At 34.2% G+C, this 21,287-nt stretch carries 19 protein-coding genes; 8 read left to right on the top strand and 11 right to left on the bottom strand.

From position 1 onward, the window contains the following. Window positions 1–10 precede the first annotated feature (10 nt). Entirely contained in the window at window positions 11–2,566 is a 2,556-nt protein-coding gene (locus GIY83_RS17560) for a BamA/TamA family outer membrane protein (RefSeq protein WP_208682660.1), read from the bottom strand. Between the two features lie 37 nt (window positions 2,567–2,603). Between GIY83_RS17560 and GIY83_RS17555 the strand changes: the two genes are divergently transcribed. Further along, a complete protein-coding gene (locus GIY83_RS17555) occupies window positions 2,604–3,332 on the top strand; it encodes an RNA methyltransferase (protein WP_208682658.1) in 729 nt (242 codons plus the stop codon). A gap of 9 nt (window positions 3,333–3,341) precedes the next feature. Here the strand turns inward: GIY83_RS17555 and GIY83_RS17550 are convergent, their stop codons facing one another. From GIY83_RS17550 to GIY83_RS17535, 4 genes are all read right to left on the bottom strand, one after another. Beyond that, complete coding sequence (locus tag GIY83_RS17550; protein ID WP_194615913.1) at window positions 3,342–4,052, bottom strand: porin family protein; 711 nt, start codon at window positions 4,050–4,052, stop codon at window positions 3,342–3,344. Between the two features lies 1 nt (window position 4,053). Then, entirely contained in the window at window positions 4,054–4,785 is a 732-nt protein-coding gene (gene ubiE, locus GIY83_RS17545) for a bifunctional demethylmenaquinone methyltransferase/2-methoxy-6-polyprenyl-1,4-benzoquinol methylase UbiE (protein ID WP_208682656.1), read from the bottom strand. A 586-nt stretch (window positions 4,786–5,371) separates the two neighbouring features. Beyond that, complete coding sequence (locus tag GIY83_RS17540) at window positions 5,372–5,854, bottom strand: dihydrofolate reductase (RefSeq protein ID WP_194615915.1); 483 nt, start codon at window positions 5,852–5,854, stop codon at window positions 5,372–5,374. A gap of 13 nt (window positions 5,855–5,867) precedes the next feature. Then, window positions 5,868–6,212, bottom strand: coding sequence for a 2TM domain-containing protein (locus GIY83_RS17535; RefSeq protein WP_208682655.1), 345 nt, complete (start codon window positions 6,210–6,212; stop codon window positions 5,868–5,870). Window positions 6,213–6,448: 236 nt separating this feature from the next. Here GIY83_RS17535 and GIY83_RS17530 point away from each other — a divergent pair, with 236 nt between their 5' ends. After that, window positions 6,449–6,745: an isoamylase early set domain-containing protein gene (locus GIY83_RS17530; RefSeq protein ID WP_173970880.1), complete on the top strand. Its 297-nt coding sequence runs from the start codon at window positions 6,449–6,451 to the stop codon at window positions 6,743–6,745. 199 nt (window positions 6,746–6,944) lie between these two features. On the opposite strand, the gene GIY83_RS17525 is transcribed toward GIY83_RS17530, so the two are convergent. The 4 genes from GIY83_RS17525 to GIY83_RS17510 form a co-directional block, all read right to left on the bottom strand. Continuing rightward, a complete protein-coding gene (locus GIY83_RS17525; RefSeq protein WP_194615917.1) occupies window positions 6,945–7,796 on the bottom strand; it encodes a thymidylate synthase in 852 nt (283 codons plus the stop codon). Between the two features lie 115 nt (window positions 7,797–7,911). Beyond that, the gene (locus GIY83_RS17520; protein WP_042566126.1) at window positions 7,912–8,535 is read right to left on the bottom strand and encodes a bifunctional nuclease family protein; all 624 of its coding nucleotides are present in this window, start codon (window positions 8,533–8,535) and stop codon (window positions 7,912–7,914) included. Between the two features lie 165 nt (window positions 8,536–8,700). Further along, window positions 8,701–9,669, bottom strand: a complete 969-nt coding sequence (locus GIY83_RS17515; RefSeq protein ID WP_208682654.1) for an electron transfer flavoprotein subunit alpha/FixB family protein — start codon at window positions 9,667–9,669, stop codon at window positions 8,701–8,703. A gap of 145 nt (window positions 9,670–9,814) precedes the next feature. Continuing rightward, entirely contained in the window at window positions 9,815–10,561 is a 747-nt protein-coding gene (locus tag GIY83_RS17510) for an electron transfer flavoprotein subunit beta/FixA family protein (protein WP_194615919.1), read from the bottom strand. 491 nt (window positions 10,562–11,052) lie between these two features. Between GIY83_RS17510 and GIY83_RS17505 the strand changes: the two genes are divergently transcribed. The 5 genes from GIY83_RS17505 (at window position 11,053) to GIY83_RS17485 (ending at window position 18,630) form a co-directional block, all read left to right on the top strand. Continuing rightward, on the top strand, window positions 11,053–12,030 hold the full coding sequence (locus tag GIY83_RS17505) for a pyruvate dehydrogenase complex E1 component subunit beta (protein ID WP_072954767.1): 978 nt from the start codon (window positions 11,053–11,055) through the stop codon (window positions 12,028–12,030). Window positions 12,031–12,102: 72 nt separating this feature from the next. Continuing rightward, window positions 12,103–14,604 carry a DUF5686 and carboxypeptidase-like regulatory domain-containing protein gene (locus tag GIY83_RS17500; protein WP_208682653.1) on the top strand — a complete coding sequence of 834 codons (2,502 nt, stop codon included), beginning with the start codon at window positions 12,103–12,105 and terminating at the stop codon, window positions 14,602–14,604. Between the two features lie 124 nt (window positions 14,605–14,728). Beyond that, window positions 14,729–15,328: a DNA-3-methyladenine glycosylase gene (locus GIY83_RS17495; RefSeq protein ID WP_194615921.1), complete on the top strand. Its 600-nt coding sequence runs from the start codon at window positions 14,729–14,731 to the stop codon at window positions 15,326–15,328. A gap of 110 nt (window positions 15,329–15,438) precedes the next feature. Next, the gene (locus GIY83_RS17490) at window positions 15,439–15,969 is read left to right on the top strand and encodes an inorganic diphosphatase (protein WP_194615922.1); all 531 of its coding nucleotides are present in this window, start codon (window positions 15,439–15,441) and stop codon (window positions 15,967–15,969) included. A gap of 114 nt (window positions 15,970–16,083) precedes the next feature. Beyond that, a complete protein-coding gene (locus GIY83_RS17485) occupies window positions 16,084–18,630 on the top strand; it encodes a sodium-translocating pyrophosphatase (protein WP_208682652.1) in 2,547 nt (848 codons plus the stop codon). A gap of 109 nt (window positions 18,631–18,739) precedes the next feature. Here the strand turns inward: GIY83_RS17485 and GIY83_RS17480 are convergent, their stop codons facing one another. Beyond that, window positions 18,740–19,354, bottom strand: a complete 615-nt coding sequence (locus GIY83_RS17480; protein ID WP_041516522.1) for a deoxynucleoside kinase — start codon at window positions 19,352–19,354, stop codon at window positions 18,740–18,742. Then, window positions 19,354–20,169 (bottom strand): hypothetical protein, encoded by an 816-nt coding sequence (locus tag GIY83_RS17475; RefSeq protein ID WP_208682651.1) that lies wholly within the window; start codon window positions 20,167–20,169, stop codon window positions 19,354–19,356. Before GIY83_RS17475 ends, GIY83_RS17480 begins: the two co-directional genes overlap by 1 nt. Window positions 20,170–20,392: 223 nt before the next feature. Between GIY83_RS17475 and GIY83_RS17470 the strand changes: the two genes are divergently transcribed. Beyond that, on the top strand, window positions 20,393–21,283 hold the full coding sequence (locus GIY83_RS17470; RefSeq protein ID WP_208682650.1) for a GLPGLI family protein: 891 nt from the start codon (window positions 20,393–20,395) through the stop codon (window positions 21,281–21,283). Window positions 21,284–21,287 lie beyond the last annotated feature (4 nt).

The raw sequence follows: 21,287 nt of genomic DNA, 5'->3' as shown, positions 1-21,287 counted from the left end.
TTAATTAGCATTAGAAAGGATAATTTATCCCAAAATTTAAAACCGAATGGCCAAAATTGTATTCTTTGAACCAACGGTCTCCCTTCTCATGCGCCGGATTATAAGTCTTAAAGCCTAAATCTAAACGAATAACAAAAAAGCTTAAATCGTAACGTAAACCAAATCCTGATCCTAAAGCAATTTCAGCTAAATCGTTTACGTTGTTAAATTTTGCTTTATCGTCTATGACATTATCGAGCACATTCCAGATATTTCCGGCGTCTGCGAAGATCGCTCCCTTGACATCACCAAAAACTTTAAAACGGAATTCTGCACTCAGTGCAATCTTCATATTGGCCTCATTAAAATCGTTCGCAGCATTCGTGCTTCCCGGACCCAAAGAGTAAGGCTGCCATGCGCGGTTATCGTTTGAACCTCCTGAATAATAACTTCGTGAAAACGGAATATAATCTGAATTACCAAACGGAATGGCTATCCCAAAAAAGCTTCTCACGGCCAATACTTTTTCTTTTCCAAAATCCCAGTGTTTGATATAATCAAATTCGGTTTTTATATATTCTGAATATTCTAAGTTGAATATTTCATAGTTGCCTCTTGAGTTTTCAGGAAGCTTTGCAATGCTTGAAATAGCAGATAATAAAGTACCGGCAGATTCTATTTTTGTTTTAAACTGATAAAAAGTATTATCAGCAAGATCTTTTTTAGTGGTTTTGGTAAACGTGTAGCTAGTTGCTAAAATAAAGTCATTTTCAGTCAGGCGAATTCTTCTTTCTTCGATGCTTTGTACGTCTTTATATCCTGTATCTCCTGGTCTTAATACCGTTTGGTCAGTTAATACTTCCTTTGTAAAGTTATTTGCTCCCTCTGGGATAATTAGGTTTCCGTCATTGTCAATGTTGCCAGGTACCGTGTTATATGTACTCGCAATGTTGTTTAGTTCGTTATAAGAAGAAGTGTAAACCCTGAAATAATTACTTGGATTTAAATTACGTACAAATTGCGCATTAAGCAATTCAAGCTTGGCTGTGTTGTATCGTTTTGGAGACCAATTGTAAGCAATACCACCTGTGAAATTTTCTTTATCCAAACCAATATTGCGCTGTTTGGAGAAACCTGCAGCAATACTTGTAGAAGGAATCATTCTTTTTGGGATAATTTTTTCGGTACCAAAAGGCAATAAAATCCTTGGGAAATTCAGTTTTAAATCCAAACCATATTCTGATACGTTAAAGAAATTATCATTAGGATTGGCCATGTCTTTTGACGAACCTACATTTAAACGTGCCGAAATTTCCAGCGTTTCGGCTCTGTTAAATACGTTTCGAATCGTTTCAGAAACACTGGCTCCAATACCAAAATCCTGAATATTAGAATGCGTTACGTCAAGAGAAGCTCCAAAACTATATTTCTTTCTGGGCGTTAGATAAACATTTGCAATTAAAGATTGTGCCGTTGAATCTCGTTTATCAACTTCGTATTGAATCGAAGGGTAATTAAAGATTTTCAGGTTGTTTAAATATCTTGAAGAAAGCGTCGTTCTCGTATCAGAGAAAATACCCCCTTTGTTGATAAAAACGGCATCAGTAATGGCGCGCGGTTTGTATTTTAATTTTTTATGACTGTATAAATTAAAGTTGTTGTACGTTACACTATCGGTTATTTTTGTTTTTGCATTTGCAGGAGAATAGTCCGTGTAAATGTTAACATCGCTTATTTTATATAGTTTAAAAGGCTCTGTTCTGCTGGAGTCTCTTTCCTGAATATTGTTGTTGTTGATGATTAATGTTACATCGGCTTTGTTCTTTTTACCAATAGTATCAATGTCAAAAGTGACATAAGTAGGTTGAAAGAAATAAGCGCCGTGGTTTCTAAAGTAAGTTGTAAGACGATTTTTCTCATCTTCAAAATCAGCAGTTTTATATTGTTTTCCTGATTTTAAAAAGGAAGGCTCATTGTTGGTTCTGTATAATGAATCCAGGGCCGGAGTTTTGATATTGGTGCTAATAGTGTCCAGGGTATAAGCCGGACCGGTTGTAATAAGGTAATTTATTTTAGCTTTTTTTCTGGCTACGCTATCAATACTATAATCTGTTGCTACATTAAAATAACCATTGTTGAAGTAGTAGAACTTTAAACGTAAAAGAGATTTTTTTGTCTTTGCAGTATCAATAACAACAGGGGGTTCACCTGTGCTTTTCAGAAATTCATGGATACCTTTGTACAGAAAAGATTGCCCAAGTCGGTCTACTTGTTTTGCAGATAATATTTTAGCCTGACGTTCGTATAAACCAGGATGATTTTTAAATTTTGCCTGATAAGTAGAATCCGGATTTAAGTTGGCTAAGTTGTATAAATTTAAACGTAAACGATATCCTAACAAAGTACCATTTGGTTTTTGGTACATTTGGTTAGACGCTATTTCGTCGTTCGTTGCCTTTCCATTTACAAGAATAGTATTTTTTACAAGAAGGTTTTTTCCATCGGGAACTCTTTTTACAGCATTACAACCGCAAATAAATATTGCTATTAGAATAAATGCTGTTATTTTTGTGGAATTCTTTTTCAAGTGTTCTTAAATATTTAATTCAAAAGTACATTATTTTATGGTTAGTAAAAACCAAATAAAACTTATATCAGGTTTACATCAAAAAAAGCAACGTTTTGCAAATCAATTATTCTTTGCCGAGGGAGTAAAAGTAATTCAAGAATTGTTGTTATCCAATTTTGAATTAGAGCATTTATACACGACTCTAAATGATTTTGAAGAAGTTCATTCTTCAAAACGTACGCTTATTTATGAGCAGGATCTTAAAAAAATTAGCGCCTTATCAACTCCAAATTCATGTTTGGCGGTTTTTAAAATTCCATCCGAAAATAAAATAACCAACTCAGGTTTGATTTTAGCTCTTGACGATATTCGCGATCCTGGAAATCTGGGGACGATTTTACGTCTTTGTGACTGGTTTGGCATCAAACAAATTATTTGTTCTAAAGAAACTGTCGATATTTATAATCCAAAAGTAGTTCAGGCAACTATGGGGTCTATTGCCAGAGTAAATGTGAATTATGTTGATTTGAAAACTTTTATTGCTGAGGCTAATGTTCCTGTTTTTGGAACTTTTATGGACGGCGAAAACATTTATCAATCTAATTTACCTCAAAGCGGAATCATTATCATGGGTAATGAGGCCAATGGAATATCATCAGAGATTGAAAAAATAGTTACAAGCCGACTCACAATTCCAAGATTTGGAGAGCTGCAAAAAACCGAAAGTTTAAACGTAGCTACCGCAACAGCAATTATTCTTAGTGAGTTTAAACGAAATAGTTAGGGATTTGTTTTAATGAAAAGTAAAATTAATTAAAATAGCCCTTGATTTCATAGAATCAATATTATCTGTCCATGGACTCGGTCCTTTTGCAGGATTGTCGCGAATTAATTCATCAGTAATACCAAACATACCTCTGATAGAAGGAGAGAAGATAAAGTATTCAGAGAAAAAGTCAATTCCAAAACCTACCTCGTAAGCCGCAGTCCATTGTTTGGTTCTGAATTTGCCTTCAAAATTATCATCTTTTGATTTTGCGTTGCTGGATAAGTTTAATGTTGTAGACATTCCTCCAACTAAATAGGGGCGAATATTTCCGGTACGCAAAGAAGAGAATTTTAATAATAAAGGAAAGTGAATATAAGTACTGTTTACTTCTCGTAAATAATCTTTTTCTAAAGGTAAATTTGGATAATACAAATCACGTTTACTATAATACAAACCTGGCTCAAAACGTAAATTGATGTATTCCTGTAGTCTTAAGTCGGCTACAACACCCACATTAAATCCGGTAGTCTTTTTTACCTGAATATCCGGACCGGGAGTTTTGTAGTCAAATTTAAAATCGAAACTATTAAAACCTAAATAATACCCAAAATAGAGGCGTTGTTTTTGCCAGTTTTCAAGATTTATAATAGGATCCTTGCTAAACATGCTTTTAGCAAATTGAGAATATCCGTTTGTCGTTAAGACTAATAAAAGTAAGACTACAGTTTTTTTCATACTATTTTTTAGATGCAGAATAAATGGTGGCAACCCCAAAAGTTTGAGGCATAGCTACAACATCTATAAACCCAATTTTTCTCAAAATATTGTTTAAAGCTTCTCCATAAGGAAAAACAGCAGCAGATTCAGACAAATAACCATAAGCCGAATTGTCTTTAGAAAACAATTTACCAATGATAGGTAGTATGTTTTTGCTGTAAAATTTATAACCTTGTTTATAAGGTGTTTTATCAGGAACAGAAGTTTCCAGAATTACAAAAACACCATTAGGTTTTAGAACTCTTAAAATTTCTGCAAATCCTTTTTCTAAATTTTCGAAATTTCGAACCCCAAAACCAACAGTTATGGCATCGAAATAATTGTCTTCAAAAGGAATTTTTTCAGAATCTCCCAAAACCATATCAATTAAATTTGATAATCCTTTTTCTGCGATTTTCTTTTTTCCAACTTCCAGCATACCTGCAGAAATATCCAGACCAATTATTTTTTCGGCATTTGTTTGTGTCATTAGAATGGCCAGGTCGCCAGTTCCCGTTGCGATATCAAGAATAACTTTCGGTTTTTTATCCGAAACTATTTTTAATACTTTTTTTCGCCATTTAATATCGATTCCAAATGAAATTACGCGATTCAAATTGTCGTAGTTCCCTGAGATGTTATCAAACATTTGGGCAACTTGCTCTTTTTTACCTAAAGAAGAGTCTTTATATGGGGTTATTTTTTCAGACATTTTTTTTATTTACGCAAATATAATACAATCTGACTTAACTGTAATTGAGTTTTTGAATTTGTAAATTAATTGTTTTAGCCGTAGGCTTTTAATTGCTGTTTGATGTCGGGGTTTTGGCTATCACCAAAAGTGGGTATTTTGAAAAAATCACCAAAAGTGGGTATTGTGGGACATAGATTTTATGGCCAACTTTGCTACAGTTAAAAAGATAAAATTTTAATGATTGATTGAATTAATGACTTGAATCAAATGAATATTTTTTTGCACTGGTAGCTTCATTTGTTCTTGTAAGTAGTTTTGAAAGTATTGTTCTTGGGGCCAATACTCTTTAAAGTGCGAAATACGTTCTTAGGGTTAAATTTGTTTTTGGAAATTTTAATTTTCTTGCCTTTAATATCTTAGTGGTATTTGTTATTAAAGGCTCTTTGAGATTCGTTCTCATTTAACATTAAATGTTATTCAGTTATTCAAATGTTTCTAAGATTTGTGATTTTTTTACCAAAACTATTACTCGAATGAGTCAGATTTAAAAATCAATCGTTTTTTAAAAAAACATCCTTCACAAGAGGATGTTTTTTTGTTTTTATTACTTTCTAATGTATGTTTCGTACGTATAATCAAAAAGATGTTTGTCATCTTTAAAATTTTCTTCAGATTCTACCAGTTGCCATTCGCTTTTGCTGATTTTCGGAAAAAAAGCATCTGCTTCAAAAGTATGATGAACTTTGGTGATCTCAATAATATCGGTATAAGGCAAGGCAAGATTATAAATTTCGCCTCCGCCAATGATATACGAATCTTCGTTTTCAGGACAAGCAGCAATTGCTTTTTCGATACTATCGACTACGATGCAGCCTTCAGGATGATAATCTTTTTGACGTGTTATTACAATATGAACTCTGTTTGGAAGTGGTTTCGGAAAACTTTCAAAAGTTTTTCTTCCCATAATAATATGATGATTCGTTGTAAGTGATTTGAATCTTTTAAAATCATTTGGCAAATGCCAAACTAATTCATTGTTTTTTCCAAGTTCGTTATTTTCGGCAACAGCCGCTATCATTATAATCATAGCAATCTAGTAACTAAATTTTATTTTCGGTATCCTCAATTATTCTGGATTCTAATTGACTAATTCTTTTTTGCTGCAAGCCAACAAGTCTGTCAATTTGTTCTCTTTCCCATTTTTTATTCATGAACCTGTCTGTGATATACACCTTGATAAAGTGCAAAATAAAGATAAAGAACCATATCGTAATTCCCCAGACACACCAGTTTTGATCTGTATTAGCGCCAAAACCGAAAAATCTACTGGCAATAAATAAAAATAAACTTCCTAGCAGAAAAAGTACAAAATGAAAGTATAGAATCTTCTTTTGTCTAAGTCTTCTTCGGGCATATTCGTATTGTTCGTGCACTTCCTTTTCCATAAGATATAAATGAGGTTATAAAGTTAAAATTTATTTTGTAACCACCCTATTTAGATGCTGGAATATTTCTTTTAAAATGGGCTGAGAGTTTGAATTCCAAAATTTTATACAGATTTAATTATTAAATAGATAAAAAAATATTCGGTTTTTGATATTATGATAAATCGGTTGTGAAGGTATCGAAAAATCATCTGAATTTATGTAATTTAGTCTATGAATCTAAAAACTAAACAGTTATGTCTTTAAAGAAACAATTTATTAAAACGAAGCCGGTAGTTAAAGTTACATTTTCTATTGATGCTAAAGATGCAAGTTCGGCAGCAGTTGTTGGCGATTTTAACAACTGGAATGTTGAGGAAGGAACTTTGAGTAAGTTAAAAAATGGGACTTTTAAAGCTACCTATGACTTAGTCAAAGATGCAATTTACGAGTTTAAGTACGTAATTGATGGAAGTTATGTGAATGATCCTGAAGCAGATTCTTATAAATGGAATGATTTTGCAGGAAGTGAAAATAGTGTTTTAGTAGTATAAAGCATAAGACCTTTAGAGAGACAGAAAAAGTATCACAGAGAACGCTAAGTTTAGTCTTAGCTTTTATGAAAAAGGAAAAGTTCGCAAAGCTTTGTATTGATTTAGCTTAGCGAACTTTTCTTTTTGGAAATATTTCTTAGAATAAAAATCTTTGCGTTCTTAGCGGTAAAAAAAACTATTAGGTTTTAAAACGGATAGTTTATACAGCAACACTTCCTTTTATGCCCGCATGGGGCTCATAATCTACAAGTGTAAAATCATTGTAATCAAAGTCGAAAATGTTTTTGATTTCAGGATTTAAAATCATTTTTGGTAATGGTTTTGGCTCACGCGTCAATTGCAATTCTAATTGCTCGAAGTGATTATTGTAAATGTGTGCATCTCCAAAAGTATGGATAAATTCTCCGTATTCTAAATCGCAAACCTGAGCAATCATCATCGTTAATAATGCGTAAGAAGCAATATTAAAAGGTACTCCTAAAAATATATCAGCACTTCGCTGGTACAATTGGCAGGATAATTTTCCTTTTGTTTCTCCTTTTTCAATATCTGGACTTGTTACATAAAACTGAAAAAAGGCATGACAAGGAGGCAAAGCAGCTTTGTTATTGGCCACATTTTCTTCAAATGATTTTTTTGTATCCGGTAAAACCGATGGGTTCCATGCTGAAACCAACATTCTTCGGCTGTTTGGGTTTGTTTTTAATTCTGTAATCAATTCAGAGATCTGATCAATTTCTTCGCTATTCCAATTGCGCCATTGGTGTCCGTAAACAGGACCTAAATCGCCATTAGAATCTGCCCAGGCATCCCAGATTTTTACTCCGTTTTCCTGAAGATATTTTATATTGGTGTCACCTTTTAAAAACCAAAGCAGTTCATAAATAATAGATTTTAAGTGTAATTTTTTGGTTGTAACCATTGGGAAACCTTCACTTAAATCAAAACGCATCTGGTAACCAAAAACACTTTTTGTTCCAGTTCCTGTTCTGTCTCCTTTTTGGTTGCCGTTTTCTAAAACGTGTTTTACCAGGTCTAAATATTGTTTCATGATTGCTTTAAGCTTTAGGCTTTAAGCTTTAGGCTTTCCCCTAATGCTCTAAGCTTGTTTTTTATGTTTTGGCTTTAAGCTTATAGCCTAAAGCTTACGGCTTACAGCCCTAAAATTATCTTTTTGAGATTTCGTCTCTAATTTTTGCTGCTTTTTCATAATCTTCCTGAGAAACAGCCTGATCTAAAAGCTCATTTAGTTCCTGCAAACTATGTTTTGCGTAAACATCTCCGGATTGATTGCTTTCTTCTTCATGACCAAAAGTTTCCGGATTAGAAAGTACATCATCAATTTCCTGAGAACCCTGATCAGTTTCTGCAGTATTTGATTTTAAATAGATACCAGCCTTGTCCAAAATGTTTTTATAAGTAAAAATCGGAGCATTGAAACGCAGGGCCAATGCAATTGCATCAGAAGTTCTGGCGTCGATAATTTCTTCGATTTTATCTCTTTCACAAATTAAACTTGAATAAAAAACGCCATCGACAAGTTTATGAATGATGACTTGTTTTACAACGATGTCAAATCTTTCAGCGAAGTTTTTGAATAAATCGTGAGTTAACGGACGAGGAGGTTTTATTTCTTTTTCTAAGGCAATAGCGATCGATTGGGCTTCGAAAGCGCCAATAACTATTGGTAATTTTCGTTCGCCATCAACTTCATTCAAAATTAAGGCATAAGCGCCATTTTGAGTTTGACTGTATGAAATTCCTTTTATGGATAATTTTACTAGACTCATATATGTGGGTAAAAAAGGGCAATTATTGCCTCATTTTAAGACTTTTTTTGATTGAAAAATAAAGGTGCAATTTTAATCAAAAAATATGGAACAAAAAAGCCACCTAAAACAAAGATACGATTATCTTGTTTTTAGGCAGCTATATTTTTATAGAGAATTTTTAAATTAAGAATGTTGTGCTTTAAAAGCTTTTAATTTCTCAATTAATTCCGGAACAATTGTAAAGGCATCTCCAACTATACCGTAATCGGCAACTTTAAAGAAAGGAGCCTCAGGATCGTTATTGATAACCAATTTTACTTTTGATGAGTTGATACCCGCAATATGCTGGATTGCACCAGAGATTCCTATTGCAATATATAAGTTAGTTGCAACTGGTTTTCCTGTTTGTCCAACGTGTTCGCTGTGAGGTCTCCATCCTAAATCAGAAACAGGTTTAGAACATGCTGTTGCAGCGCCTAAAACAGCTGCTAAATCTTCAACTAATCCCCAGTTTTCCGGACCTTTTAGTCCACGTCCGCCAGAAACTACGATGTCAGCATCAGCAATAGATACTTTTCCGCTTACTTTTTCTACAGATTCTACTTTTACTCCAAAGTCGTTGTCTCCAATCGATGGGTTAAAATCTTCTTCAGTCGCAGATCCTGCGCTTTCGAAAATTCCGTAAGAGTTTTTAGCTAAGCCAAGAACTTTTACATCTGTGTTGATTTCTGTAATATTGAAAGCTTTGTTTGAGAAAGCATTTCTTTTTACTTGAAAAGGAGAAGTGCTAACCGGTAATCCAACAACATTTGAAGCGAAACCGGCATTTAAAGCCACAGCAACTAATGATGAAAGATAAATACTGTCTGTAGTCGAAGAAAGTAAAACTACTTTTGTTCCTTCTTTTTCAGCAGCCTGTTTGATAACATCGGCGTAAGCTTTAGCTGTAAAACCTGCTAATTTATCGTTGTTTACTTTTAATACTTTATCAACTCCGTATTTAGCTAATTCGCTAACGTCACTCGTGTTTACAGTTAAAGCTGTAACAGTTGTTCCCAGTGATTCTGCTACTTTTTTAGCGTAAGAAGCTAATTCAAAAGCTACTTTTTTAAATTTTCCTTCTGCAGATTCTGCATATATTAATATTGACATAATAATTTTAGATTTTAGATTTTAGATTTCAGATTTTAAAAATTGAAATCTAAAATGATTATTGATTTTAGATTTGAAGTGAATCAAATGTTGAGTTTTAGATTTTGCGTTGCTATCAGCAATCTAAAATCTAAATTCTACAATCTTAAATCACCTTAGCCTCGTTGTGTAATAAATTGATTAACTCATCTAAATTATCAGGAGAAACTAATTTTACTGCTGATTTAGGAGCTGGTTTTTCAAATTTTACCGCTTTTGTATTTACAGGAGCGTCAACCGGCTCAAGAATAGTAAGAGCTTTTGTTCTTGCAGTCATAATTCCTCTCATGTTCGGGATACGAAGATCTTTTTCTTCAACAAGACCTTTTTGTCCACCAATGATTAGAGGTAAAGAAGTGCTTACGGTTTCTTTTCCACCGTCGATTTCACGAACTGCTTTTACATTGTTGCCATCAACAGTGATAGCTGTACAAGAGTTTAAAAAGTTAGAGCCAAGAATTCCTGCAATCATTCCAGGAACCATTCCTCCATTATAATCAAGAGATTCTTTTCCTGCAATTACAAGATCGTAACCTCCGTTTTTGATTACTTCAGCCAATTGTTTTGCAACAAAAAAGCCATCAGTAGGGTTAGCATTTACACGAATAGCTTCATTTGCACCAATTGCTAAAGCTTTACGTAAAGTTGGCTCAGTATCTGGTCCTCCAACATTTACTACCGTTACAGTAGCACCTTGTTGTTCCTGAAACCAAATGGCACGTGTCAAACCAAACTCGTCATTAGGATTAATTACATATTGAACACCATTGGTATCGAATTCTGAGTCACCATTGGAGAAGTTGATTTTTGAAGTAGTATCAGGCACGTGGCTGATGCAAACTAATATTTTCATAAGTATATATTTTATATTTATAATATGCTTCTACAAATTTAGAAATTAAAATCGGAATAAAATACTATGCACGCATAATATTATTTAAAAACTATTACGATTTCGCAGATTCTGAAATTTAGAGGCCGTTTTGCTATGTAGAAAAATAAATAATGCAGTCATTTCTACTGATTCTTAGGAATTTTACAAATGCGGTAATCCGGGCAAGTGTTAAATTTTACACTAATTGATACTACTTTTTTGGTTCTTACGTTCTAGTGAGAGAATTTTATGAAATAAAAATTAAACAAAAAGAGTGGAGTTTGTATGATAAGCACTTTATGAAGGAAATAATAGCAATTATATCGATTTCGTAAATGTCACAATAATTTTTAAAAAGTTAAAAGCGTAAGGTATAAGGAAGATCATGTGATTTTAAATCTAATTTATGCTTTTAAGTTATTTAAAATATTTATTTTTGCTCTTCAGAAAATTCAACATACAATATAAATATGAGAACAATACAATTTAGAGAGGCCATTTGCGAAGCGATGAGCGAAGAAATGCGTCACGATGAATCCATATATTTAATGGGCGAAGAAGTTGCAGAATACAACGGAGCATACAAAGCTTCAAAAGGAATGCTTGCTGAGTTTGGCGAAAAAAGAGTAATCGATACTCCAATTGCTGAGCTTGGTTTTACAGGAATTGCAGTAGGATCAGCTATGAATGGTTGTCGTCCTATTGTGGAGTACATGACTTTCAACTTCTGTTTAGTAGGTATTGATCAAATTATAAATAACGCTGCTAAAATGCGTCAAATGACAGGAGGACAATTTAATGTGCCTATCGTTTTTCGTGGACCAACTGCTTCTGCAGGTCAATTAGGAGCTACTCACTCACAAGCTTTAGAAAACTGGTTTGCAAATACTCCAGGTCTTAAAGTTGTTGTGCCTTCTACACCTTATGATGCAAAAGGACTTTTAAAATCTGCAATTCGCGATAACGATCCTGTAATTTTTATGGAGTCTGAGCAAATGTATGGTGACAAAGGTGAAGTGCCGGACGGAGAATACACAATTCCATTAGGAGTTGCAGATATCAAACGTGAAGGAACAGATGTTACTATCGTTTCTTTTGGAAAAATCATCAAAGAAGCTTTTATTGCTGCAGATGAGTTAGCTAAAGAAGGTATTTCTTGTGAGATTATCGATTTAAGAACAGTTCGTCCTATGGACAAAGACGCGATCTTAAAATCGGTTAAAAAAACAAATCGTTTAGTAATTTTAGAAGAAGCCTGGCCATTTGCAAGTATTTCATCTGAAATCACCTATATCGTTCAGGAACAAGCTTTCGATTTCCTTGATGCGCCAATTCAACGTATTACAACTGCAGATACTCCTGCACCTTACTCTCCAGTGTTGTTAAAAGACTGGTTACCAAATGCAGGTGATGTAGTAAAAGCAGTTAAAAAAGTGTTATACAAATAATACACATATAAAATACTCACAAAACTTCATCATTCATAGTTAATTGATGAAGTTTTTTTTTTGCTCAGATAAATGAAAAAAATAATTTTACTCAGCCTATTTTTTGTATTCGCATTTGCGGCTATTGCTACTGCACAAACTAAAGTGAGTGGAATTGTTTTGGACAAATCGAATCAGCCTGTTCCGTTTGCCAATATTGTTTTTAAAGGATCAAATACAGGAATAGTATCTAATGAAGACGGTCGTTTTTATCTTGAATCGCCAACAACTTATACCGCTTTATTAGTAAGTTCTGCAGGATTTTCAGATAGGGAAGTTCCATTAGAGAAAGCAGTAAACTATGATTTTAAAATAGTTTTAAGCGAAGCTGAGGCATTAAATGAAGTAGTAATTTTTACCGGAAAAACATCTAAAAAAAATAATCCTGCATTAGACATATTGAGAAAAATTTGGGAACGAAAACGTAAAAACGGTTTGTACCAATTCAATCAATATCAAATGCAAAAGTACGAGAAGGTTGAGTTTGATATGAACACAATCGATAGTGCTTTTATGAAAAACAAACTCTTTAAGGGAATGGAGTTTGTGTTTAAGCATGTTGACACATCTGATGTTACGGGTAAAACTTATCTTCCAATTTTCATCAACGAATCTGTTTATGATGTTTACGGTGATAATAAATTAAAGAAAGTAAAAGAGAACATTACCGGAAATAAAATGTCAGGTTTCAACGGAAATCAGCAGATTCTTTCCTTTGTAAAAGACCTTTATTCAGATTATAATATTTACGATAATCACCTTAAGTTTTTCGATAAAAGTTTTACTAGTCCGCTTTCAAGAACCGGAATTGACGTTTACAATTATGTCTTAAAAGACAGTGCTTTTATTGATAAAAAATGGTGTTATAATATTGTTTTTTATCCAAGACGTAAAAACGAATTAACCTTCAAAGGAGACTTTTGGGTAAACGATTCAACTTTTGCGATCAAGAAAATTAATATGGGTGTTACCAAAAGTGCCAATATTAACTGGGTAAAAGATATTTATATCGAGCAGGAATTCGAGGTAGAAAACGATTCTGTTTTTCTATTGACCCGCGATTACATGATGTCGGATTTTGCTTTAAACAAAAAAGAAAAATCAAAAGGTGTTTACGGAAAACGAACAACGCTCTATCGTAATCATAAATTTAATATCCAGAAACCGGAGAAGTTTTATAAAGAAGAAGTCAACTATATAGACAATGCTGTTTATGAACGACCGCCTGAATTCTGGGAAGAAAATCGTTTCGAGAAATTAAATAAAGATGAAGCCGGTATTTACAAAATGCTAGATACACTGCAAACCGTCAAGCGATTTAAACAGTTATACAGCCTTGTCTCGATTTTAGGCAGCGGTTACGTCGAATTTAAAAACTTCGATTTCGGACCAATATTCTCCACTTTTGGTTATAATGAAGTCGAAGGTTTAAGGATTAGAGCAGGAGGAAGAACCTATTTTGGACCAAATGATCCTTGGCGTATACAAGCGTATACCGCGTACGGGTTTGATGATAATAAATTCAAATACGGAGTTTCAGGAAAATGGATGCTCGACAAGAAAAAACGAATCATTATTTCCGGAGGAAACAGGCGCGACATCGAGCAAATTGGTGCCAGCTTAACCACAACAAATGATATTTTAGGACGAAGTTTTGCTTCCTCAGCCTTATTTACAACAGGAAGTAACGGAAAATTAACCAATATTAACCTAAGCAACGTTTCAGTCGAAATGGAGCCCTTAAAAAACTTTGTTGTTCAGGCAGGTGTTTCATACAGGACATTAGAATCTGCCTCACCAACGTTTAGTCTTGATTATTATACAACGTTGCCAACGGCCGCAATTCCTGCAGGAGTTATACAAAGTGCAGTAAAGCAGTTTGAAGCCAATGTTCAGTTTGAATTTATGCCCAATCGTAAAACTATTGGTTTTGGGGTAGAACGTAGCCTTGTAGACAGTCCGTTTAGTCATTTCTTTGTTAACTTTAGTTACGGACTAAAAGGAGTTATGCAAAGTGATTTTGCTTACGAAAAAATACAATTATTTTACAAACAGCCTATTATAATTGGGCCATTAGGAAGATCAAACATTATTCTTGAAACCGGAAAAACCTTTGGTACAATTCCGTTAGGATTAATGAGTGTAATTCCGGGTAACCAGACTTATTTTACGATCGAAAACACATTCAGTAACTTAAATTTCTACGAATTTATTACCGACCAGTATACTACTCTGCAATGGAATCATGATTTTGGAGGAAGATTATTCGCCAGAATTCCATTTATGAGAAAACTAAACTGGAGAGAATTCGTTGGAGTAAAAGGAGTTTACGGAACAATTTCAGATGCTAACAGAGCAATCAATGCATCGGCGCAACCCTATAATGCACCAGAAAACGTGTATTGGGAGTACAACGCCGGAATCGGAAATATCTTCAAAGTATTTCGTATCGATTTCTCCTGGAGAGGTAGTTACCTGAATACGCCGGATGCTAATAAATTTGCAGTAAAAGGTTCGTTTGGATTCTATTTCTAAATAAAGCGAAAGCTATTTAATAATCTCGCAAAGACGCAGAGACGCAAAGAATTTAAAAACTTAGCGACTTGGCGTCTTTGCGAGATTCTTTTTTATTTAATTTTGAATAGACTTAAATCAAGCCATGCAAGAAGCCATCGATTTTCTATCCACAAAAAATTCAATATTTCAGGAGATCATCAACAAATACGGATTACCTCCAATCCCGAAACGCCCGCAAGGTTTCGAAACCTTGGTGTTATTGATTCTCGAGCAACAAGTCTCTATAGATTCGGCGAAAGCCACCTTCTTAAAAATAAAAGCCTACACCACTTGCAACCCCGAAACAATGGCTGTTTTGTCAGATGAAGAGTTTCGAACTTTAGGAGTAAGCCGTCAAAAAACAAAATATATTAAAGTATTGGCAGACGCAGTTTTAAACCAGGAATTAGATATCGAAAGTTTAGCAGCAAAAACCGCAAAAGAAGTTCGGGAAGAACTCATTAAGCTAAAAGGAATAGGAAACTGGACCATCGATATTTACTTGATGTTTTGTCTTCAGGAACCCGATTTAATTCCGTTAGGCGATATTGCAGTTGTCAATACAATCAAAGAATTATTGGATATTCATGATAAAAACGAAATGGAAATTCATGCGCAACAGTGGAGTCCGTACCGATCTTATGCAACATATTTGCTGTGGCATTATTACTTAAATAAGAGAAACAGGAAAATTACATATTAACTGTCTGTTATTTAAAAGAAAAGTAGGCATATTAATGAAGTTTTTTATTGTAAAAAAGGATTGTTTAGTTACTTTTGCAATCGAAATTATAGAAATAATAAAAAACGAAAATGACCGCAGACAAATTAACAACTTTCGATGTATTAATCGAAATACCACGTGGAAGTAGAAATAAATACGAGTACGATTTTGAAATCAAAAGAATGCGTTTCGACAGAATGTTATTCTCTTCGATGATGTACCCGGCTGATTACGGATTTATTCCTGAAACTTTAGCACTTGACGGAGATCCTCTTGATGTATTAGTTTTAATAAACGAGCCAACTTTTCCTGGTTGTGTGATAGAAGTAAAGCCAATTGGAGTTTTCCATATGGCAGATGATAAAGGACCAGACGAAAAAATCATTTGTGTACCGGTTTCAGATCCAATCTGGAATTCACTAAATGACCTTTCAGATATTAACGGTCACTTATTAAAAGAAATCGAGCATTTCTTCCAGGTTTACAAAGACCTTGAAAACAAACAAGTAGATGTAGAAGGTTGGGGAGATGTAAACGAAGCATTTACAATTATTGCGGAGTGTACAAAGCGTTTTGATGATATTGAAAATAAACCAGAGGGATTATTTAGTATTAAATAATTTTTACCCTATTCTATTATAAAAAAAGCAATACTGCCGTCAGGAGTATTGCTTTTTTGTTTAAATTCGTTTTACGTAGTGTATTGAATATTAACCAATAACCATTATAATATTATGAACGAATTTATGATTTACTTGCCAATTGTTATGGCAATTATAGGATTACTCTTCATGGCAATAAAAAGGACTTGGGTCCTAAAACAAGATGCTGGCGATGGCAAGATGAAAGAGATCTCAGATTACATCTACGAAGGCGCATTAGCATTTTTAAAAGCAGAATACCGATTACTGACCTTTTTCGTAATTGGTGCCAGTATAGTTTTAGCCGGAATTTCTTTTATTGTTCCTACTACACATATATTAATAGTAGTGGCGTTTATTTTTGGAGCATTTTTCTCGGCGTTAGCTGGAAATATGGGAATGAAAATAGCCACTAAAACAAATGTTAGAACCACGCAGGCTGCCCGTACAAGTTTGCCACAAGCCTTAAAAGTTTCTTTTGGCGGTGGTACCGTAATGGGACTTGGAGTTGCAGGTCTGGCTGTTTTAGGTCTGACAGGATTTTTTATTGTTTTCTTTCAAATATTTATGAATGGGGTTTGGACTTCATCTGAAGATATGACTAAGGTTTTAGAAACTTTAGCCGGATTCTCTTTAGGTGCAGAATCAATTGCTTTGTTTGCCAGAGTTGGTGGAGGAATCTACACAAAAGCAGCGGATGTTGGGGCCGATTTAGTGGGTAAAGTAGAGGCAGGAATTCCGGAAGATGATCCTCGTAATCCGGCTACAATTGCAGATAACGTGGGAGATAATGTTGGAGACGTTGCAGGTATGGGAGCCGATTTATTTGGTTCGTATGTAGCAACTGTTTTGGCAGCTATGGTTTTAGGAAACTACGTGATCAAAGATATGGGCGGAAATATTCAGGATATCTTTGGCGGAATTGGACCAATTTTATTACCAATGGCGATTGCTGGTTTCGGAATATTATTTTCAATTATCGGAACTACATTAGTAAAGATTTCTGATGATAATGCCAAGGAAGCACAGGTACAAAAAGCATTAAATATAGGAAACTGGGTTTCGATTGTTTTAACCGCAATTGCCTGTTTCTTCTTAGTAAAATATATGTTGCCGGAAACCATGCAAATGAGCTTTTTTGGAGAAGGTTCTAAAGATATCTCATCAATGCGTGTTTTTTATGCCACTTTAGTTGGCTTAGTAGTGGGTGGAGCTATTTCATCAGTTACAGAATATTATACAGGATTAGGTACAAAACCTGTTATGGCAATTGTGCAAAAATCATCTACAGGAGCAGGAACAAACGTTATTGCAGGATTGGCAACGGGAATGATTTCTACTTTTCCAACTGTAATTTTGTTCGCAGCCGCAATCTGGATTTCGTATGCCTTGGCAGGATTTTACGGAGTAGCTTTAGCAGCTTCAGCAATGATGGCAACTACAGCAATGCAATTGGCAATTGATGCTTTCGGGCCAATTTCTGACAATGCTGGAGGAATTGCCGAAATGAGCGAATTGCCAAAAGAAGTTCGTACCAGAACCGATATTTTAGATTCAGTAGGAAATACAACTGCAGCAACCGGAAAAGGATTTGCAATTGCTTCTGCCGCTTTAACATCACTAGCTTTATTTGCAGCTTACGTAACATTTACAGGAATTGACGGAATCAATATTTTTAAAGCGCCAGTTTTGGCCATGTTATTTGTGGGTGGAATGATTCCGGTAGTATTCTCGGCTTTGGCCATGAACTCTGTAGGGAAAGCTGCTATGGATATGGTGTATGAAGTTCGTCGTCAGTTTAAGGAGATTCCTGGAATTATGGAAGGAACCGGAAAACCGGAATACGGAAAATGTGTTGAGATTTCTACAAAAGCCGCTTTACGCGAAATGATGTTGCCAGGAATACTTACAATTGGTTTCCCTATTGCAATTGTACTTTTAGGAAAATTAGTTTATGCAGATAACAATCAGTTAATTGCTGAAATGTTAGGAGGATATATGGCTGGAGTTACCGTTTCTGGTGTACTTTGGGCGGTTTTTCAAAACAATGCCGGAGGTGCCTGGGACAATGCTAAAAAATCTTTTGAAGCAGGAGTTTTAATCAACGGAGAGATGACCTACAAAGGTTCTGATGCACATAAAGCAGCCGTAACCGGAGATACAGTTGGAGATCCGTTTAAAGATACTTCTGGGCCATCAATGAATATTTTGATCAAGTTAACTTGCCTTATTGGTTTGGTAATTGCGCCTATTTTAGGTGAAGGACATGCTACAGCAGGTTTGGCTGAAAAAGGTTCGTGTTGTGCTAAAACAGAGATGCATGCAGGTATTTCTAAATGTGGTGACATGTCTGGAATGACAAAAGAAGAATGTATTAAAATGTGTAAAGAAAAAGGCTGCACGGCTGAAGAAACAGCAAAATGTTTAGCCCATTTTGATACCACTGGAAAATACCAAAAAACAGATTGTTTTGATACTAGTAAATATGATAAAACGTCAGTTCGTGTTGATTTAAGAAATGACAATGGCAAAACCGTCGGAACTGTAACGAAAACTGCTAATGGTAAAACAACAACCGAAGTTTACGAAGGAACAGAAGAAGAAGTTGAAGCAAAAATTAGTACAGCTACTGCTAAATAAAACAACTTTGTCAAAGTTTTAAACTTTGACAAAGTTTCTTAAAAACAAAAGTGCCTCTAAATATTTTAGAGGCATTTTTTTATTTCGTGTAAATTCGTGCAATTAGTGTTTAAAACAACCCATTCAATTCAGCATCAATTCTATTAATGATGTTTCCTAAATCTTCCGGATTATCTACAAAGTTTATATTATCAACATCAATAATCAATAATTTTCCTTTAGTATACGTTTGTACCCAGGCTTCGTATCTTTCGTTCAAACGGCTTAAATAATCAATAGAAATAGAGTTTTCGTAATCACGTCCGCGTTTGTGAATTTGTCCAACAAGATTAGGAATAGAACTTCTTAGATAAATTAATAAATCAGGAGCTTTTACCAATGATTCCATTAATTCAAAAAGTGAAGTATAGTTTTCGAAATCGCGACTTGTCATTAATCCCATCGAATATAAGTTGGGAGCAAAGATGTAGGCATCTTCATAAATCGTTCTGTCCTGAATGATTTTCTTTCCGCTTTCGCGAATTTGCAATACCTGACGGAAACGGCTGTTAAGGAAATAAATCTGCAAATTAAACGACCAGCGCTCCATTTGATGGTAAAAATCATCTAAATACGGATTATCAACTACATCTTCATAATGAGGTTCCCATTTGAAATGTTTGGCCAATAATTTAGTTAAAGTTGTTTTTCCTGCTCCTATATTTCCTGCTATTGCTATGTGCATTACGGTGTTACGATTTTATAATTTGTTATTTCTTTAGCTGTAAAAATAGATAAAATTTGGTCTTTGTAGCAGAATTTGTCAAACGATTTTTCTAAAATTTCAATTTCAGAAAATGCACTTGAATTTGTACTTGTAATGTCTTTAAAATACAACAAATTAGCTTTGCTAAAAAGATATTGATGATTATTGATTATTTCGATGGAATCAAAATCAGATACTTTTCCTAAAGCAGTTGTTTTTCCGAAAATATCGCAGGAAAACCAATTGTTTTTTTTATCAATCCAATAAAAGGTATTAAAGTCGGTTTGGTAATATTTTAGGGTTTCTATCAATGGAGTCGAAACTGTTTTGTATTCATTTTTTAAATAGTCGAAAAGGCTTATTTGCTGGTTTAATGCATTGTAAATCCATACCTGATTTTGTGTAGACATTCCGATCGCCGACACAACAATGGGTGTATTGTTGAGAGAAAAATTAATTTCTGTGACCTTATTGAGCTGATTGTCTAATAATACAACGGTATTAAAATCTTCATAGAATAAAACAATCTTAAGTGGATTTTGTAAATCGACTTTGGTAATTTTTCCTAATGAAATATTTTTATACTCAAATAACTCTTTGCCTTTGATTTTGCTGAAAACATTATTTTTAATCTGATAAGAATATCCAAAAGAATCGTAACCTGAAAAATCATCAGCATCAGTTGAGAGACGAGAAACAGAGGTTGCTTTTATTTTTTGATTTTGTGAAAAAACAACAGTAAAAGAGCAGGCTATAAAAAGCAGGTTTAAAAAAAAATGTACCGTTTTACTCATGATGTTGGTTTTCTAAACAGCCAAATTACGAAAAACCATCATAGAAATTACGCAATTAATGGACATTTAGTCCTTAAATCCTATTAGGATCTAATAGTCTAAGTAATAGTCGGTTTTGTCTATATTTTAATGGTATTGATATATTTAACTTTCCGTATTTTAAAATAAATAATACATTTGAGTATATGTTATATTAGGCTAACTCAATTTTAAATAAAACACAATGAAAAAAGTATTCTATTATATGTCTTTCATATTCGCATTTACACAAATGCAGGCTCAAAAAGATTTTCAGGGAATGGCTGTTTATGAATCGAAAACGCAGCCGCCAAAATTTGAAGGCATGCGAGGCGGGAATCGTGATATTACGCCGGAAATGCAAAAGAGTATGGAAGAGCGCATGAAAAAAATGCTGGAAAAAACTTTTATTCTGAATTTTGATAAATCGGCTTCTATTTATAAAGAAGAAGAAAAACTCGAAGCTCCAGGCCAACAAGGTGGTTTTCGTGTTATGGTGAGTTCGATGATGGGAGGCGGAGGCACTTTCTATAAAGATGTTAAAACAAAATCGTATACGGTAGATAAAGAATTTATGGGCAAGGAATTTCTGGTTATAGATTCACTGCCAAAACTAAATTGGAAATTGGAGCAGGAAACCAAACAAATTGGCGGGTACAATTGCTACAAAGCCACTGCGGTAAAAGAACCAAGTAAAACCGATTTTAGAAACTTTAGACCTAAAAAAACCGATGATAAAAAAGAGGAAGCTAAAAAAACTTCAGGACAAACTAAAACCAATTTCGAAGACAATTTTGAGTTGCCAAAAGAAATTGTTGTAACGGCTTGGTATACGCCTGAAATTCCTGTAAACCAAGGTCCTGAAAATTATTGGGGACTTCCTGGTTTAATTTTAGAAATAAATGACGGAACCACTACAATTTTATGTTCGAAAATTGTTTTGAATGCTAAAGACAAAGTGGATATCAAACCTTCTAAAAAAGGAAAAGTAGTCTCGCAGAAAGATTATGATGAAACAGTAGTTAAAAAAATGGAAGAATTTAGAGAAATGAATCGTGGTCGTTCAAGCGGATCGGCACAAACGATTGCAAGATAAGTCT

Source organism: Flavobacterium sp. SLB02, from assembly GCF_009664855.1.
Lineage (GTDB): Bacteria > Bacteroidota > Bacteroidia > Flavobacteriales > Flavobacteriaceae > Flavobacterium.
Note: the sequence above shows the minus strand (reverse complement) of the source record. Positions and strands in the feature narration are given on the sequence as shown.

Bases quoted from the DNA above. Each gene is read 5' to 3' on its own strand.
- GIY83_RS17555 (WP_208682658.1), top strand. From the start codon at position 2,604: ATGGTTAGTAAAAACCAAATAAAACTTATATCAGGTTTACATCAAAAA.
- GIY83_RS17550 (WP_194615913.1), bottom strand. From the start codon at position 4,052: ATGAAAAAAACTGTAGTCTTACTTTTATTAGTCTTAACGACAAACGGA.
- ubiE (WP_208682656.1), bottom strand. From the start codon at position 4,785: ATGTCTGAAAAAATAACCCCATATAAAGACTCTTCTTTAGGTAAAAAA.
- GIY83_RS17540 (WP_194615915.1), bottom strand. From the start codon at position 5,854: ATGATTATAATGATAGCGGCTGTTGCCGAAAATAACGAACTTGGAAAA.
- GIY83_RS17535 (WP_208682655.1), bottom strand. From the start codon at position 6,212: ATGGAAAAGGAAGTGCACGAACAATACGAATATGCCCGAAGAAGACTT.
- GIY83_RS17530 (WP_173970880.1), top strand. From the start codon at position 6,449: ATGTCTTTAAAGAAACAATTTATTAAAACGAAGCCGGTAGTTAAAGTT.
- GIY83_RS17525 (WP_194615917.1), bottom strand. From the start codon at position 7,796: ATGAAACAATATTTAGACCTGGTAAAACACGTTTTAGAAAACGGCAAC.
- GIY83_RS17520 (WP_042566126.1), bottom strand. From the start codon at position 8,535: ATGAGTCTAGTAAAATTATCCATAAAAGGAATTTCATACAGTCAAACT.
- GIY83_RS17515 (WP_208682654.1), bottom strand. From the start codon at position 9,669: ATGTCAATATTAATATATGCAGAATCTGCAGAAGGAAAATTTAAAAAA.
- GIY83_RS17510 (WP_194615919.1), bottom strand. From the start codon at position 10,561: ATGAAAATATTAGTTTGCATCAGCCACGTGCCTGATACTACTTCAAAA.
- GIY83_RS17505 (WP_072954767.1), top strand. From the start codon at position 11,053: ATGAGAACAATACAATTTAGAGAGGCCATTTGCGAAGCGATGAGCGAA.
- GIY83_RS17500 (WP_208682653.1), top strand. From the start codon at position 12,103: ATGAAAAAAATAATTTTACTCAGCCTATTTTTTGTATTCGCATTTGCG.
- GIY83_RS17495 (WP_194615921.1), top strand. From the start codon at position 14,729: ATGCAAGAAGCCATCGATTTTCTATCCACAAAAAATTCAATATTTCAG.
- GIY83_RS17490 (WP_194615922.1), top strand. From the start codon at position 15,439: ATGACCGCAGACAAATTAACAACTTTCGATGTATTAATCGAAATACCA.
- GIY83_RS17485 (WP_208682652.1), top strand. From the start codon at position 16,084: ATGAACGAATTTATGATTTACTTGCCAATTGTTATGGCAATTATAGGA.
- GIY83_RS17480 (WP_041516522.1), bottom strand. From the start codon at position 19,354: ATGCACATAGCAATAGCAGGAAATATAGGAGCAGGAAAAACAACTTTA.
- GIY83_RS17475 (WP_208682651.1), bottom strand. From the start codon at position 20,169: ATGAGTAAAACGGTACATTTTTTTTTAAACCTGCTTTTTATAGCCTGC.
- GIY83_RS17470 (WP_208682650.1), top strand. From the start codon at position 20,393: ATGAAAAAAGTATTCTATTATATGTCTTTCATATTCGCATTTACACAA.